This window comes from Burkholderia arboris (assembly GCF_038723655.1).
Classification (GTDB): Bacteria; Pseudomonadota; Gammaproteobacteria; order Burkholderiales; family Burkholderiaceae; genus Burkholderia; species Burkholderia arboris.
This window is the reverse complement of sequence record NZ_CP109822.1, coordinates 1,691,616-1,708,442: the sequence shown is the minus strand read 5'-3', so window position 1 is coordinate 1,708,442 and position 16,827 is coordinate 1,691,616. Positions and strand designations below refer to the sequence as shown.

The window sequence follows — 16,827 nt, the reverse complement described above, 5'->3', positions numbered from 1 at the left end:
CGGCGGCTTGCACGGCTGCCTACTTTCCCATCATGAACGCTAATGGACCCTCTATCGGACAACTCGGTTTCGTCGCCGCAATCCTGATTTCGGCGATAGTTCGATGGAATAGTTGGCGCAAGTCGCGGGCGCAAGGTCTGAACCGCGCTCAGTTTGCCCTGGCAAGCGGGCTCACGGCTCAACGAGTGCGTGAACGAGCACGAAATGCACGTCTGTTAGGATGGGGCCTGATCTGCTTTCCGCTTGTACTAGCTGCCGTATCAATGATCCACCGTCGAGATCCGTGGCCGGTTCTAGTTACAGGTGTGATCCTATTTCAAGTTATCTTCGGGGGGCTCGGATGGATCTTTCTCTGGATCGCGAAAAGCAATGATGAGCTCGCTCGTCAGATGTAGGTAAGGGGGGCGCAATGGCGGAATTGAATATCGCGGAAGTTTTGTATCCAAGCGGTGCGCTGAGATACCGCTACAGCAGATACATGGCTGCTGATGGGCGGCGATGGATTCGGCACGGCCTCTTCGTTGAATACAGAGAGGACGGCACTCTCGCGTCTGAAGGAACCTACGAACACGGCGTTGAGCACGGAGTCTGGAAGGATTTCCATCCAAACGGACAACTAGCCGCCCTTGGGGACTACGATCACGGAACCGAAGCCGAGAACTGGACGTATTGGGATGCTGAAGGGCAACGCGAGATGAAGTGACGGCCGATCTCGACAGCGGCGAGCGTAGGTCTCAGCGTAACTTTCTACGCCAACCTTTGTCAGATAAGGCGCAGGTACTGCTGCATCATTGGGGTGACGGGTGCACGTGCTGCTGCGGGTTGCGTGCTCATGTGACCGGGGAAAGTTGCTTTGGCTGCCCGAGTTTACCAGTGGGCTGGACGGGATCGTCCGAAGTTTGCCATCCGGCCAGGTGCTGGGGGGCAAGCGGCTGCTGCCGGCCACAAACGGCCGTTCGACACTGCTTTTTAGATCGTCGACAATCGGTGCAGACAAGGTAAGGGCGTAGCCTTTAGCGGTTACCGTCGATCAGATCGTTCAGCAGCGCATCGAACGCGGCCTGTGCGTCTTCAAGTTCCTGCAGGGCGGCATCGAAGGTTTGCAGCGCGAACGGCGAAGGCTCGCCGCTGCCTTGCGGCGGAAATTGCTTTTGCATCGAGGCGAACGTACTCTGCACGCGCAGCGTGGCGGCCACCATGCGCTCCATCGCCTGGGTTTCTTCGGCTCGGGCCTGTTCCGGATTCATTCCTCTCTCCTTGGATGGTTTTCTTGAAGACCAGATCGTACACGCTGTGTCCATTCTTGCCGCCCTTGGCAGAACGACTCCGTTGAAGGTTCCAACGGCACGCTGTGGGAGAAGCGATTTAATCGGGAATGATTCCGCAGTCGCGCCGAGGCCAAGATACTCATCGAGCGTGGCTACAAAATCCCGCTGCAGGTCACAACGATTGGCCGCTTTGGATAAATCTAAAGGGCCATTCAGGGTCGGCAGGCAACACCCACGAACATCCATGAAAAAACATTTCCGATCGCGACAATGAGAATCCTGCGCTTCGCCCCATTACTGGCGCTCGCCGCCGCCCCCGTCGTTCACGCCGCCGACAGCCAGCCGTGCGGCGACGACACCGTCACGACCATCGCCCGCTGGGCCGGCATCGCCAGCGCCCGTATCGCCACGCGCGACGCGGACCGGCTCGTCGTCGCGTCGGCGTGCAAGGTCATGCCGAACGCGCCGGAAACGACGATCGCGGCCGTTGCGTTCGATTCGCTGCCAAAGAGCAAGAACCCGGACGAAAGCAGCAAGCTGCAGATCATCGCGTTAGTCGAAGGCGGCAAGGTCGTGGCAGCTGAGCGGTCGGAGGTTCAGGAAGACGCAGCGACCCAGATCGGCGAGAACAGCTATCGAATCGACACGGCGCCGTACCGGCTGTCTCCCGAGGTGCGCGCATTCGGCGTCGTGTTCACGAGCAGCGCGCGCGGGCCGAGCTGTCCCGATGCCGACGCCAGCGAAGAATTGACGCTGTGGGTGCGCGAAGGCAACCGTATCCGTCCGGTGTTCGGCACCAATCTCTACGGCTGGGTCTCTGTTGAAGGCGCGGCTTGCAGCGCCAGTTTGGGTGACGCGGTCAGCGAAGACGCCCGCATGACGATCGCCGTCGAAAAGACCGCCAGCCACGGTTTCGCAGATCTGTCGATCACTGCACACATCACCAGGAGCCAACGCAAAGACAACGACTACTCGGACGCGGGCAAACGCACTGCACGCACGGTCGTCCGTTACGACGGCAAGTCATACGGCATCGATATGTTCCGAAACTTCTGGTATTCCCCCGCCGCGATGAAGCGCTTCAAGTGAGACTGGGGCCCGCCGCCGCCCCGCCCGCCTACTCCACCACCTTCGGCCCGATCGCATCGCCCGACGCCGGCATCCGCAACGCGTCATCCCGCACGCGTCGCACCTCGCGCGCGGTATAGCGATCCTTCAACCGCAGGAACGGTTTCTCGACGAGGAAGTAACTGGCCGTCGCGGCCAGCAGCGCCCACACGATGCCAAGCGGAAACGCGTGCGGAACCGCCAGATCCGGGTTCGCGAACGGCTGCTGCCACAGATAGAGGCTGAACGAGATCGTGCCGACGAACACCACCGGCCGCGCGCGCAGCCAGCGAGCGCACCAGAACTCGCTGCGGAAATTCAGCACGACGATCACGATCGCGATCAGCGCGGCTTCGAGCGTCACACCATACGTCGCATTCCAGAACCCGCCGAGCCGATGCTCGGCTAGCGGCATCCCGAGCAGCACGATGAAAACGAGCGCCGTCACGATGCGCGCCTCGCCGCGCCACGAGCCGATCCACGCTTCGAGCCGTTCGCGGTTGAGCGATGCATAGCAGCCGATCAGGATCGGATCGACACCGGTGTGGAGCATCATTCCGAGTTGCCCCCGCAGCGCAGGTGCAACGAAGTACGTGACGGCGCGCACCAGCGGCACAATCAGGATCAGCGCGGCCAGCCAGCGCGTGCCCGTGCGACGCACGCCGAACACGAACAGCAGCGGCCAGAACCAGTAGAACTGTTCCTCGAGCGCGAGCGACCAGAAATGGCCGAGATACCACGCACCGTCCGGATGCAGCGCGTTGTCGCCGCTCAGCCCGAACCACGCCGAGTAATTCCACAGGTGCAGCGCCGCATACAGCCACTGCCGGCGATCGACGTCGAACCAGCCGGCAAACGCCACGATCGCGACGGCCGCGAGATAGACATAGCAAGCCGGCCAGATCCGCAACGCGCGGCGCACATAGAACGACGTCAGCGCGATGCCGCCGGTGCGCGCGAACTCGGCGCGCAGCACGTTGGTAATCAGGAAGCCGCTCAGGACGAAGAAGATCAGCACACCGAGCCGGCCGTCGGCGATCAGCCGCAACGGCGCGTGCCAGCCCGTATAGCCGCCAGGCAGTACATGCTCGGCGTGTCCGACCACCACCATCGCGACCGCGACGGCGCGCAACCCGGTCAACTGCGTGACGCGATGGTTCATCGGCTGGTTCCCGTTGGCACGGTAAAGGAGCAGGAGATGGCCGGCGCGCCGACTGGCACGCCGATATGCCGCCGGGATTTTGTATGAAAAATATCGGAATGAAATTGCTTCAAAAATCCCCGGGGCAAATACCGGCGGCAACGCTGCGCTGCAACGCCCCGACGTCCGGCGCGGCGAATGGGCATAATGACTAACCTTGCCCGGCGGTGGCCGGACCGATGCCCACGCAACGATTTTTGCGGCGCAGCAACACCCGACGTACCGTACCCGCCCGCGCACCGGCCCGCGCCTCGCCCGGCCCCTGTCGACCCTCACCCGGAGCCTGCCTGTGTACCCACCGATCGAACCTTACGCCCACGGCCACCTCGATACCGGCGACGGCCATCGCATCTACTGGGAGCGCTGCGGCAACCCGGCCGGCAAACCCGCCGTGTTCCTGCACGGCGGCCCCGGCGCCGGCTGCAGCCCCGACCATCGCCGCCTGTTCGATCCCGAGCGCTACGACATCCTGCTGTTCGACCAGCGCGGCTGCGGGCGCTCGACGCCGCATGCGAGCCTCGAGAACAACACGACGTGGCATCTGGTCGCCGATATCGAACGCCTGCGCGAGATGGTCGGCGCCGAGCAATGGCTCGTGTTCGGCGGATCGTGGGGCAGCGCGCTGTCGATCGCGTACGCGGAAACGCACCCCGAACGCGTGAGCGCATTGATCGTGCGCGGCATCTTCACGATGCGCCGCGCAGAACTGCTGTGGTACTACCAGGAAGGCGCATCGTGGCTGTTCCCCGATCTGTGGGAAGACTTCCTTGCGCCGATTCCGGAAGCCGAGCGCAGCGACCTGATGGCCGCCTATCATCGCCGCCTGACCGGCGACGACGAAGTCGCCAAGCTCGAAGCCGCGCGCGCATGGAGCATCTGGGAAGGCCGCACGATCACGCTGCTGCCCGATCCCAGGCTCGCCGCGCATTTCGCGGACGGCCACTACGCGCTCGCGTTCGCGCGGATCGAAAACCACTACTTCGTGAACAAGGGCTTCGTCGAGGAAGGCCAACTGCTGCGCGACGCCCATCGCCTCGCCGGCATTCCAGGCGTGATCGTGCAAGGCCGCTATGACGTCGCAACGCCCGCACGCACCGCGTGGGAACTGTCGAAGGCGTGGCCGGAGGCGACGTTCGAGATCGTGCCCGGCGCCGGGCATGCTTACAACGAACCAGGGATCCTGGAAGCGTTGATCGCGGCGACGGACAGGTTCGCCGCGTAGTCCGCACAAGCGCAACACAACGCAACGCAACGCGGCGCGTGCTGCCGTGCCTGCCGGCACGCCCACGCGCCGCCCGGTCAGAGCGCGGTTTCGACGATCGTCCTGCCGCTGATTGCCCGCTCGACGAGTTGTTCGTCTCCGACCTTGCGGATCGCGTCGTCGAGCAGCCCCTCCGGTTCTTCGGTCGCCACCTTCAGCAAGCCCGACAGCCCGCGCGCGTCGAGCACGACCAGCGTCTCCATCGAATCCGCGCGGCTCACGAGCACGCGGCGCAGCGCCGGCCCCGCGCCGAAGCTCGCGCAGAGTGCAATCGTCTCGCTGCCGAGCGTGTAGTCGAAGTGCTTGATCATGGTCTGCCGCCGTTGCAAGGACAGGGTGACGCGCGACGGCGCGGCGCCGTGACGTCGACGCACCCGCGCGTGCCGCCGACGCGCCGGACCAGGGCCCGGACCGTTCGCCGGCATCACCATGCTAGGCGTGCAGTATTAACGAAGACTTAAAGCACCGGCCCGGTATCCGGCGCCGCTCGGACGAGCATGGTGGAGAGCCAAACCAGCCGGCCGTTGCACTGCCAACACTCACCACGAATAACCCTGCATGCCGTAGTCGGTGTCGTGCCGGCGTCCCCACCACGGCAGGTAGGCGTTGTTTCCGCCGCGTGCGCGGAACCAGTCCTTGTCCGGATCGATCGTCGTAAGCGTCGACGGTGGCAAAACGACGACCGCAACCGGATGGTCTGGATCGGTCGTACCGGCGACCAGCGCATTTCCGCCATAGTGGTTGATCCGCCCGATCGCGAGCGCAACATCGGTCAATGCGCTCCCTGTACCCATGTCACCGAGGAGTGCGGCCGTGTTGAACGACTGCTTCGAGTGGTCGTATTCGGGAATCGTTTCCGTCAAGGTCTGGGCGAGCGCGGCAAGACGTGCCGACGATGCATTGCTGCCTGTACCTGCGTCGTGAACGATGAAATGGAGGTCCGGTACCGCGACACCGGCATTGCGTGCGGCTTGATCGATGGTCGCCTTCCACGCCTGCACGATGCGCGTCGTGCCGACCTTCGGCGGAAAGTCACGCGAGTTGCCGGTTGCGGCCCGGCCGATCCAGGCGAGCGGTTCGCGCTCGGTGTTGAAGGTTGGGCCCGTGAGAAACAGCACGACAAGGTTTTCGTTGATCTGCGCATCCGTGGGCGGGAAGCTCGGTGCATCCCAGTTCATTACCCAGACGCTCTTGTCGGGGTTCGCCTGCAAGTAGTCCAACGCCTTGTTCAGCGATGTGAAGCCGGCGTTCGCACCGCCTTGCGTGATTTGTACATCGGGGAGCGTGCCGCTGCTCCACATCGTCGGGAAATTTGGATTACCGATCGAGAAGGTCTTTCGAATTGAGTCCCGCAAGTAGCTTTGCGACTCGGTTGCGTCAAGTCGCTCCGGAATGGCAAGTTCGACACGGATGCCAGCCAATTCGCGCCAGTCGTGTTTATTGTCAGGTTTTACCGTGTAGAAATATTTCGCGTTGCTCGCATAGCGTGAGCGAAGCAGCAGCGGAAACTTGTACATGTACTTGTGATAGAAACCCTTGAACGTCTCCGTTCCACGATTACCGTATACCAGCGCGCCAATTGATTGAAGCTTCGCAAATGACTTCGGATCGGTGCGAACCATGTCATCGTTCGTATTCGGCGCGGCAAGCCCCTGTGTCCACAACAATTGCCATTCGGTTGGGTAGTCCATGCGTTGCAACGGATTCAACCAGATCAGGCCGACAACCTGTGCAACAAATGGCTTCGCTGGCGCTTCTGCAGTCGGGGTTGCATTTGACGCTGGCTCCGGGACAGGTGCGGAATGTGCCGAACGCACTATGGCCGTCGTGAACAGAAACGCCATGAGCGCCACCAGGCTGGGCACAACGACAAATCGCTTCATCCAATCTCCTACTTCCAATTGTGTTGGATCTGGTTGTTCTACGTGCGCCATCAGCGAGGCCATGACCAGGGCCGCGATCGTCCATGCTGCGACCGCAACAGCGACACGTCGCGGCCATGTAGCGATCAGCGCCTTCATACCGCCCTACCGACCTTCAGATAAAACTGCCCTTCGCGCTCATCCACGATTGCGGTCGGCATCCTGCCTTCGCTGTTCTCCTCATGTATCCAATCCTGTATCGATAGATCGTCAAGTTCACCACGTGCAAAATAGTCGTAGTACTTCTTGTTCGGATTGTCATCGGGGACGCCGTCCCCCATCCTCCAATCTGCCTCAATCCGCAAGTCGTAGAGCTGATCCGGCGTCAGATAGCAAAGCCCGACCGCGACGTCGTACGCAAGCGCCTTTTCAGCATGCTCCGGATTGGTCATCGTCGTGGAGTGGTTCGTCGGGCTGTTGGTCGAGCCACGATCGAGCCAATCGACAATTTGCTTGTCGCGCCATTCCTTGTAGCCATCGGGCATTGCGCTCTTGCCGTCCTCGCCGATCACGCGGCCTTCGCCATCGAGCCAATCCGTGTTCAGTGTCCGCCGCGCCCCCATCCGCATCAGCGCGCGGTCCTCATAGCGCTGTCCGGCTTCACTCTCTGCCGTCCCTTGCGCGACGCTGTCCTGATTCCTTGCCTTGTACTGATCGTACGGATCGTCGGCCCGCTTGTCGGTATCGGTCTTGCTCGCGTCGCGCCATGCAGCGGGCGGATCATTGCCTTCGTTGAAATCGCTTGTCGCGTCGCCGTCCTTCGTTTCGACCGGCTGGCCGAACCGCAACGCCTTCGGCTGGAACGGCTCGTCAAGTGCCGGGGCGTCCGCCACCACGGTCCAGCCCTTCGGCGGATCGGCATTCACGCGGAGCATATTCAACGCCGAACTGATCCCGGTCACGACGAACATGAGCGGCGCAGTTGCTAGCGTCGCCGCCACGCCCCAGACAGTCTCGTTCCCTTTGAGCGCACCGACGAGATTGAATTTGGCGGGTGGCGAAGGCGGATACCAGAATCCCGACGTCTTTCCCTTCTGCACGCGCCGCCAGTCATCTTCCCAATACCGGTAGGGCTTCTGCACGCCAACCGGGAAACCAGACGCAAAGACGCGCTGCGTCAGAACGCCAGCCGCACCGATATCGTCGAGTTCGTGCTTGCCGATGCCGCGCCAGCCGATGCCTTGCACCGTCACCGCCGAAATCACCTGATCGTGCGGGCAGCAATAGGCCGTGACGCGCCCATACGTCGATTCATTCAGGCCGTACCGCACACGATCCTCTTGTGTCGCGTAAGACCTGTTGCTTGTCGGTGATACCCGCTCGTTGGCCATCTCTTCATCGATCCTGCTGGCGGGTAGCCCGTGGGCTTTGCGCGTGCCGACGATCGACAGAAACGTGCCGAACGTTATCGCGCGCGCGGCGTAGGTCTGCCGTCCGCGACGGCCGCTGCCGTCCTTCGTCGCGCGTTGCGACCATGTATCCATGAACGTATCGGATGGGTTGGGGCCGTCTGCGCGCGCCAGACTATACGGCGCATTCGCCAGCACGTAGGCGTCCGCCACGCAATGCCCGCTGCGTCCCCAGGGATCTTCGGCATCCGGCAGCGCATCGCCGAAGAACGCGGCCGTCAGGCCCACGATATTGCCCTGGCTATGGCATACGACGGTAATCGGGACGTCGGCCTGCATTCGACGAATCGACTCGATCAGACGGGCCAGGCGCAACGCGGCGAGCACGCCATACGCGCGGGGCGGCGCGCGATACAGGGGCCGGTTGGTCGGATTGATACCCTGCACGGTCATCCATCCGGCCGTGCGATCGTCGAGGCCCCCGTGCCAAAGATCGGGCAGACTCGCACAGCCATTCGTGAACGGACCGCCGCCCCAATAGTCCTTCTCGTTCAGGAAAATCTTGTCGCCGTACTCTTTCAGCTCTTCGGCTGTCGCCCGGTAGCCCCACCGGAAATGGATGACGGGCGAAAACGACGGATCCGGCTTGACGTAGTTGTCCGCAAGCAGCTTCGGATTCAGGAATCCGTCCGGCGTCACGCTTTTCGTGTACTTCGCAGGCTTCAACTGCCCGGCATCGATGCCGCGATACTTCAGTTGATCGTCCAGGCGCCCGAGCCGCCGATTCAGGCCGTCGCACAGTCCCTGCTCGGATGCCGCGAACCATTCGCCTTCGGAATTCACACCGTGTACGAAGATGACGATACCGGGCAACGGCAATTGCTTGATGCAAATCAGCCGGGTGTCCTTTGTCAACATCGCCACCCCTTCGCCCCGGCCGACCATGATCGGTGGAGGCTTGCGTGACGTCGCGGTGCGGCCTGATTCGGTTGCATCGACCGATCGTGCGACGGGTTCTGCCGTCGTCGATTGAAGATCGGGATAAAGCTGGGTCACCCTGGCTCCTGCGCGCGGTTCGGTGTTGTTCTGCCGTTCTGCCGCCAGTCATTCAAGCTGACCGTACATGAACGTAGACCCGGATCATCGGAAATCCGCGCACCAGCGCACAAGTGCAGTTTTCTCTTTTCCTAAGAAATTGAACCCGTCTGATTAAATTGCCGCGAATGTCATCCGACATTCCGGTCATGTCTCACGGTCGAGTACTAAGCCTCTACCGAGCCACGAGGTTGCGACTGTCAAATTCGTGTCGCCGTCATCGGCATATGCACCCACCGGCCGCAGTCAACCAACGACCGGTCCGATCAGCGAGCCCGCGCTGCAGACCCGCGTCAATCGACGTCGAGCGGTTCGACCGTCACCCCGACCTTCAGCTCCTGATCCGCGCCACCGCCGCGAATCACGCCGCGCAACGGCGTCACGTCGGCATAGTCGCGGCCGATCGACAGCATCACGTAATCGTCGCCCGGCGCACGATCGTTGGTCGGATCGAGCTGCAGCCAGCCGTTGTCTTCGGGCCACGCCGGGTCGTACACCTCGACCCACGCATGCGACGCATCGGCGCCGATCAGCCGAGGCTGACCGGGCGGCGGCTGCGTGAGCAGGTAGCCGCTCACGTAACGCGCGGCCAGCCCGAGCGAGCGCAATGCGCCGATCATCACGTGCGCGAAATCCTGGCAGACGCCCTTGCGCAACCGCAGCGCGTCGAGCGCCGACGTCGTGATGTCGGTGCTGTTCGGCGTGTACGCGAAATCGGCGTGCACGCGCCGCATCAGGTCCCAGGCGGCCTGCACGAGCGGCCGCTGCGGCGTGAAGCTCGCGGCCGCATACGCGGCGAGCTCGGGATCGCACGCGACGTGCGGCGACGCGAACACGAATTCACTCGCCGCGTCGTACGGCTGCCCCGCGCGGAACCGCAAGCGGTCGCGCACGGCCTCCCACGTGGTCGCACGTTTTGCGTCGGGATTCGCGATCGCGGGCGGCGGCTCGCCGCGCGCGCCGAGCGACCACACGGGCGGCGTCACGCGCACCGTGCTGCGGCTGCGCACGAGCAGCGCGTCGTGCGGCTGGTTCAGCGCAAACGACGCACGCGCATTGCCGAATGCGTCGATCTCCGTGCCGACCGATTCCGGTGCGGGCTCGATGTCGAGCGAGAACGACAGCACCTGCTGGCGCGGCGTCACGAGCGGTTGCAGGCGCGCCTGGTGCTGCGCGGATTCGACACGCGCCGCGTAACGGTATTCGGTGTCGTGCGTGACGCGCAGCAACCGGCCGGGTGCAACGGCGGCGGGTGCAGCCGCTGCTTGTCGTGCATTGCCGGCGCCAGGCGGCGCCTTTCCCGCGCCTTTCGTTGTCACCATAGCGTCCTGCCCGCCTCGCGCACGTGGCTGAAGTAGCGCTCGCCGATCCGGTTCGACAGTTCCCAGACCGCTTTCACGGTCGTGTCGAGCGCGGCGAGCAGCTTGTCGTGCCGGCCGCCTTCCGCGGTTTCGCACAGCTCGTGCAGCGACCACGCGGGCACGTCCGGAATCGTCTCGGCCAGCTCGGACAGCGCATAGCCTTCGCTGCGCTCGACCTTCGTCAACCGGCCGCGCAGCGCCTGCACGACCCAGCCGAGCGAGCGCGGGTTGTCGGTATCGAGCACGACGAGCGACAGCAGCGGCGCGACGTCAAAGCCACGCTGGAACCGCGAACGGAACGTGATCGTGCTGTCGAACAGCTCCAGCACGAGTTCGAAACCATCCTGGCGATGCACCGCCCCTTCGTCGAATGCGAACTTCAGCACGCTGCACAGGAAGTCCAGCCGGTCGATCTGCCGGCCGATCGACAGCAAGCGCCAGCCGTCGTCGCGCGTCATGTTGTCGGTCTGCGCGCCGGTGATCGCGCCGAGCAGCAGGCCGAGGCGCTCCAGCAGCTGCAGCGCCTCGTTGCCGATCTGCTCTTCGGCCTCGGGCAAACCGGCACTGTCCGCGAACAGTTGTGTCGCATCGTCGATCAGCCGCCACTGATCGCTCGACAGCCGTTCGCGGATCGCGGCAGCCGCACCGCGCATCCCGAACAGGCACGACGCGATGCCCGACGTGCGATCCGCGCCGCGCGTCAGCGACGTCGCGAGCGCGTGCTGGAACGCGCGCGGCGCATCGACGGCATTCGGCGCGTCGGCTGCGATCAGGCCCGTGTCGCGGCACAGCGTGTCGATCAGCTCCAGATGCGCGGGACTGTCGACGTCGTCTTCGCCGCGCAGCCGTTCGAGCGCGGCGCGCGCCAGCCGCATCAGGTTGGTTGCGCGCTCCGTGTAACGACCGAGCCAGAACAGGTTCTCGGCCGCACGGCTCGCGATCGCGCGCGGCCGCTCGACGAGGTCGTCAGGGCCGAGGTGCGTCTGCAGCAGCGTCGTCGAATCGACGATGCCCTCGGTCATCACCCACGTATCGACGGTGCTGCCGCCGCGCGGCATCGGCGCATTGAACAGCGTGTCGCGCGTGCCGACCCGCGACAGCCCGCCCGGCAGGAGCCGCCAGCGCTGCGCGCCGTCGGCGAGCGCGAAGACGCGCATCAGCACCGGCTTCGGCACGATGCGGGCACTGCCGTTGCCGTCGGGTGCGTCTTGCCGCGGCCAGGTCGGCGCCTGCGACAGCGGCAGGTCGGCCTGCACCGTGTAGTGTTCGGGCCGCGCGAGGATACGTGCGCGCCATTCGGCCAGCTGTGCCTGCGTGAGCCGCGCGCCGATCACCGGCTCGAACGCGCCGCCGGCCTGCACGTCGGGTGGATAGGATGCCTTGACGATACTGCGCGCGAGCTGCGGCAACGCATCGTCGCAGGCAGCCGCCTCGCCGCACCACCACGAATGCACGGCCGGCAGCGTCAGCGTTTCGCCGAGCAGCCCTTCCGCGAGGCGCGGCATGAAGCCGAGCATCGCCGGCGATTCGAGGAAGCCCGAGCCGGGCGCGTTCGCGAGCAGCACGTTGCCCGCGCGCACGGCCTGCAGCAGCCCCGGCACGCCGAGCATCGAATCGGGCCGCAGTTCGAGCGGATCGAGCCACGCGTCGTCGACGCGGCGCAGGATGCCGTGCACCGGTTCGAGCCCGCGCAGGGTCTTCAGGAAGACGCGGTTGTCGCGCGCGGTCAGGTCGCCGCCTTCGACGAGCGTGAGGCCGAGGTAGCGCGCGAGATACGCGTGCTCGAAATACGTCGCGCTGTGCGGCCCCGGTGTCAGCAACACGATCCGCGAATTCTTGCGGGCCGGGCTGAGCGACTGCATGCTCTGCAGCAGCGCGCGATACGCGGACGCGAGCCGCTGCACGCGCAGCCCGCGAAACCCGCGCGGAAAGAGCCGCGACACGATCAACCGGTTTTCGAGCAGGTAGCCGAGCCCGGCCGCGCCCTGCGTGTGCTGCGCGACGATCCGCCACTGCCCGTCCGGGCCGCGCGCGAGATCGAACGCGACGACGTGCAGCCACGTGTCGCCCGGCACGCGCGCGCCGCGCATCGCGCGCAGGTAGCCGGGATGCCCGGTGACGAGCGCAGGCGGCAGCAGCCCGCGCTGCAGGATCGTCTGCGGCCCGTACAGGTCGGCCAGCGTCGCGTTGAGCAGCCGCACGCGCTGCAGCACGCCGCGCTCGATCGCGACCCAGTCCTCGGGCGTGACGATCAGCGGCAGCAGGTCGAGCGACCACGGGCCGGCCGCGCCGTCGCCCGCGCGCTGCTCGTGCAGCTGGTAGAACAGCCCGTTCTCGCGCATGCGCCGGTGCAGCGCGTCGGCGCGGCGATCGAGGTCGGCCACGCCGTCGCTGCCGATCGATGTGAAGAAACTGCGCCATGCGGGCGCGAGCGCAGGCGCGTTCAGGCCGGCGGCGCTGCCGCGCAGTTCGTCGTAACGGCCGGCCGCCGCCGGCGCCGCAAGCGCGGCGGCCAGTTCGGCAGCGTCCGGCTGCGCGCCGGAATCGAAAAGCGTGGGCATCGCGTCGGGGGCGGCGAGATGATCGGTGTCAATGGGCGGCACGATGTCGTTCCGTCGTCAGGGTGCAACCGCGCACGCGCGCCGCCGCACCGGCGGCAAGCTGCTGCGGTGCGCGGCCGCAATCTGCCCGCATCCTAGCATTCCGGCGAGGCCGCCGGGAGGTCGCGAGCCGCGCATCGTCGTCCGCCCCGTCATCGATGGATCAAGGCCGCCGCAAGTCGAGCGTGAACGGGAACTCGCGGCTCGGCGCAGCCGCCGCGACATCCATCCGCCCCGGCGTATGCCCCATCTCGACGAAGCGTGCGAGCCGGCGGCTCTCGGCTTCGTATGCATTGACCGGGAACGTCGCGTAGTTGCGCCCGCCCGGATGCGCGACGTGATAGCGGCAGCCGCCGAGCGAGCGCTGCAGCCACGTATCGACGATGTCGAACGTGAGCGGCGCATGCACGCCGATGGTCGGATGCAGCGCGGACGGCGGCGACCACGCCTTGTAGCGCACCCCCGCGACGTACTCGCCGACGGTGCCGGTCGGCTGCAGCGGCAGCGCGCGGCCGTTGACGGTCACGACGTGCCGGTTGTCGTTCAGCCCCGTCACGCGCACTTCGAGCCGCTCGACCGACGAATCGACGTAGCGCACCGTGCCGCCGGGCGCGCCCTCCTCGCCCGTCACGTGCCACGGTTCCAGCGCACCGCGCAGCGACAGCTGCATGCCGTTCACCGCGATCTGGCCGAACAGCGGGAAACGGAATTCGAAGTGCGGCGCGAACCACGCCGGATCGAACGCGAACCCGGCATCGCGCAGTTCGGCCAGCACGTCGTCGAAATCCATCTGAAGAAACTCGGGCAGCATGAAGCGGTCGTGCAGCGCGGTACCCCAGCGCGTGAGCGGCGTCGTGTACGGCGCGGCCCAGAAACGCGCGACCAGTGCGCGCAGCAGCAGTTGCTGCACGATGCTCATCCGCGCATGCGGCGGCATCTCGAACGCGCGCAGTTCGAGCAGGCCGAGCCGGCCCGTCGACGAATCCGGCGAATACAGCTTGTCGATGCAGAACTCGCTGCGGTGCGTGTTGCCCGTCACGTCGATCAGCAGGTTGCGCAGCACGCGGTCGACGAGCCACGGCGGCATGTCCTGCCCGAACAGCAGCTTGTTGCGCTGGATCTCGGCGAATGCAATGTCGAGTTCGTAGAGCTGGTCGTTGCGCGCCTCGTCGACCCGCGGCGCCTGGCTCGTCGGTCCGATGAACAGCCCCGAGAACAGGTAGGACAGCGACGGATGGTTGTGCCAGTACGCGATCAGGCTCGCGAGCAGATCCGGGCGGCGCAGGAACGGGCTGTCGGCCGGCGTCGCGCCGCCGAGCACGAAGTGGTTGCCGCCGCCGGTGCCGACGTGGCGGCCATCGACCATGAACTTCTCGCTGCACAGCCGCGACTGCCACGCGGCGTCGTACAGGAATTCGGTGTGGTCGACGAGTTCGTCGAAGCTCGCGGCCGGATGGATGTTCACCTCGATCACGCCGGGGTCGGGCGTCACCTGCAGCAGCTTCAGCCGTGCATCGCGCGGCGGCGGATAGCCTTCGAGCACGAGCTTCACGCCGAGCGCGTGCGCGGTCAGCTCGATCGCGCCGAGCAGGTCGAGATAATCCTCGAGCGCGGCGAGCGGCGGCATGAACAGGTACAGGATGCCGTTGCGCACTTCGACGCACAGCGCGGTGCGCGTGATCCACGCGGCCGATTCGAAGCGCTCGGGCCGGCGCTGCGGATCGTGCGCGGCGGCTCGACCGCCCGCGGCCGTGCCGTCGCTGCGCCGCTGCATGACCGTCTGCGCGGACGCTTCGCGATGCACGCCGGACAGGTAGCGCGGCGCGTCGGCCGGGCCCGCGTAGTGCGCACGGATCGCGGCGGCTTCCGGCAACGCGGTGCGCGGCGCGAACGGATCGCGTTCGACCAGATACGGATAGTCGGCACTCGCGGCCCACGGCAGCGAATCGAGCGGCAGCCGATAGCCCATCGGCGAATCGCCCGGCACGAGGTACATCCGCTCGTCGCGGAAGAACCACGGGCCCGTCTGCCAGCGCGGCCCGTCGAGGCCGGGTGCATCGTCCACACGCTTCACCGGCAGCACGTAGCCGACGACGCTGTCGAGCTGCTGATCGAACACCTTGCGCAACCGCGCGCGCTCGAGCTCGTCGTCGAGTCGCGAGTCGAACGGATCGACGTTGACGGGCAGCCGGCGCTCGCGCCACAGGTAGTACCAGACATCCTCGTAGCCGGGCCGGATGAATTCGCCGGTCAGGTTCAGCCGCGCGGCAAGCGCATCGATGAAGCGCTTCGCGTCGCCGGTCGTATACGCGGACGGCTCGCGCTCGTCGGCGAACAGCGACGGATCGTGCCACACGGGCTGGCCGTCCGCGCGCCAGAAAATCGACAGCGCCCAGCGTGGCAGTTGCTCGCCCGGGTACCACTTGCCCTGCCCGAAGTGCAGGAAACCGCCGTCGCCGTACTCCGCGCGCAGCCGCTGCACGAGTTCGGTCGCGTAGCCTCGTTTGGTCGGGCCGAGCGCATCGGTGTTCCACTCGGCGCCGTCGCGATCGTCGATCGACACGAAGGTCGGCTCGCCGCCCTGCGTGAGCCGCACGTCGCCGGCCGCCAGCGCGCCGTCGACCTGCGCGCCGAGCGCCAGCACGGCGCCCCATTGCGACTCCGTATACGGCTTCGTCACGCGCGGCGATTCGTACACGCGCGTCACGCCCATCTCGTGCTCGAACGACACCTCGCATTCGTCGATCAGCCCTTCGACCGGCGCGGCGCTCGTCGGCTGCGGCGTGCACGCGAGCGGGATATGCCCTTCGCCGGCAAGCAGGCCCGACGTCGGGTCGAAACCGATCCAGCCGGCACCGGGCAGGTAGACCTCGCACCATGCGTGCAGGTCGGTGAAATCGACCGACGTGCCGCTCGGGCCGTCGAGCGATTTCACGTCGGGCGTGAGCTGGATCAGGTAGCCCGACACGAAACGCGCGGCGATGCCGAGATGACGGCACAGCTGCACGAGCAGCCACGCGCTGTCGCGGCACGATCCGGACGCGAGCTCGAGCGTCTGCTCGGGCGTCTGCACGCCGGGCTCCATCCGCACGAGATAGCCGATGTCGCGCTGCAGCTGCTGGTTCAGCGCGACGAGGAAGTTCACGGTGCCGGCCGGCGTGAGGTCGACACCGTCCAGATACGTGCGGAACAGCGTCGACGCGCTCGTCTGCGGATCGCACGCGAGATACGGCGCGAGCTCGGTCTTCAGCGCGTCGTCATAGCTGAACGGGTATTGCTCGGCGCTCGCTTCGAGAAAGAAGTCGAACGGGTTGTACACCGACATCTCGGCGACGAGATCGATCGTGATTTCGAAATGCTCGGTGCGCTCCGGAAACACGAGCCGCGCGAGATAGTTCGAGAACGGATCCTGCTGCCAGTTGATGAAGTGCTGCGCGGGCTCGACCGTCATCGAATACGCGAGGATCGGCGTCCGGCAATGCGGCGCGGGCCGCAACCGCACGACCTGCGGGCCGAGATTGACGAGCCGGTCGTAGCGATAGCGGGTGGTGTGATGCAGCGCGACGTGGATGGACATGGGAGCTCGGTTCGGGTTGGGCCGGCCGCGCACGCCGCGTCGCACTCGACGCGGCGGCCCGGCATGGCGGATTCGGCGAAAGCGTG

Annotated in this window: 11 protein-coding genes; 3 read left to right on the top strand and 8 right to left on the bottom strand. The window is 65.7% G+C overall.

The window, feature by feature from the left end:
• Positions 1-409 precede the first annotated feature (409 nt).
• Positions 410-703 (top strand): toxin-antitoxin system YwqK family antitoxin, encoded by a 294-nt coding sequence (locus OHZ10_RS24985; protein ID WP_081051923.1) that lies wholly within the window; start codon positions 410-412, stop codon positions 701-703.
• Between the two features lie 310 nt (positions 704-1,013).
• On the opposite strand, the gene OHZ10_RS24980 is transcribed toward OHZ10_RS24985, so the two are convergent.
• A complete protein-coding gene (locus tag OHZ10_RS24980) occupies positions 1,014-1,247 on the bottom strand; it encodes a hypothetical protein (RefSeq protein WP_011549124.1) in 234 nt (77 codons plus the stop codon).
• Between the two features lie 291 nt (positions 1,248-1,538).
• Between OHZ10_RS24980 and OHZ10_RS24975 the strand changes: the two genes are divergently transcribed.
• A complete protein-coding gene (locus OHZ10_RS24975; protein WP_342705972.1) occupies positions 1,539-2,357 on the top strand; it encodes a multidrug ABC transporter ATPase in 819 nt (272 codons plus the stop codon).
• A gap of 28 nt (positions 2,358-2,385) precedes the next feature.
• On the opposite strand, the gene OHZ10_RS24970 is transcribed toward OHZ10_RS24975, so the two are convergent.
• Positions 2,386-3,537 (bottom strand): acyltransferase, encoded by a 1,152-nt coding sequence (locus OHZ10_RS24970; RefSeq protein ID WP_342705971.1) that lies wholly within the window; start codon positions 3,535-3,537, stop codon positions 2,386-2,388.
• 328 nt (positions 3,538-3,865) lie between these two features.
• On the opposite strand from OHZ10_RS24970, the gene pip reads away from it, so the two are divergent.
• Positions 3,866-4,798 carry a prolyl aminopeptidase gene (gene pip / locus OHZ10_RS24965; RefSeq protein ID WP_059237063.1) on the top strand — a complete coding sequence of 311 codons (933 nt, stop codon included), beginning with the start codon at positions 3,866-3,868 and terminating at the stop codon, positions 4,796-4,798.
• Positions 4,799-4,875: 77 nt separating this feature from the next.
• Here the strand turns inward: pip and OHZ10_RS24960 are convergent, their stop codons facing one another.
• From OHZ10_RS24960 to OHZ10_RS24935, 6 genes are all read right to left on the bottom strand, one after another.
• Entirely contained in the window at positions 4,876-5,148 is a 273-nt protein-coding gene (locus OHZ10_RS24960) for a hypothetical protein (protein ID WP_048251347.1), read from the bottom strand.
• Positions 5,149-5,376: 228 nt separating this feature from the next.
• The gene (locus OHZ10_RS24955) at positions 5,377-6,858 is read right to left on the bottom strand and encodes a virulence factor (protein ID WP_342705970.1); all 1,482 of its coding nucleotides are present in this window, start codon (positions 6,856-6,858) and stop codon (positions 5,377-5,379) included.
• Positions 6,855-9,053 carry a T6SS effector phospholipase Tle3 domain-containing protein gene (locus OHZ10_RS24950; RefSeq protein WP_342705987.1) on the bottom strand — a complete coding sequence of 733 codons (2,199 nt, stop codon included), beginning with the start codon at positions 9,051-9,053 and terminating at the stop codon, positions 6,855-6,857. The genes OHZ10_RS24955 and OHZ10_RS24950 overlap by 4 nt, the downstream gene beginning before the upstream one ends.
• Positions 9,054-9,496: 443 nt before the next feature.
• Positions 9,497-10,525 (bottom strand): transglutaminase family protein, encoded by a 1,029-nt coding sequence (locus OHZ10_RS24945; protein ID WP_256086517.1) that lies wholly within the window; start codon positions 10,523-10,525, stop codon positions 9,497-9,499.
• On the bottom strand, positions 10,519-13,125 hold the full coding sequence (locus OHZ10_RS24940; RefSeq protein WP_059237066.1) for a circularly permuted type 2 ATP-grasp protein: 2,607 nt from the start codon (positions 13,123-13,125) through the stop codon (positions 10,519-10,521). The genes OHZ10_RS24945 and OHZ10_RS24940 overlap by 7 nt, the downstream gene beginning before the upstream one ends.
• Before the next feature lie 202 nt (positions 13,126-13,327).
• Positions 13,328-16,741 (bottom strand): transglutaminase family protein, encoded by a 3,414-nt coding sequence (locus OHZ10_RS24935; protein ID WP_342705969.1) that lies wholly within the window; start codon positions 16,739-16,741, stop codon positions 13,328-13,330.
• Between the last annotated feature and the right edge of the window lie 86 nt (positions 16,742-16,827).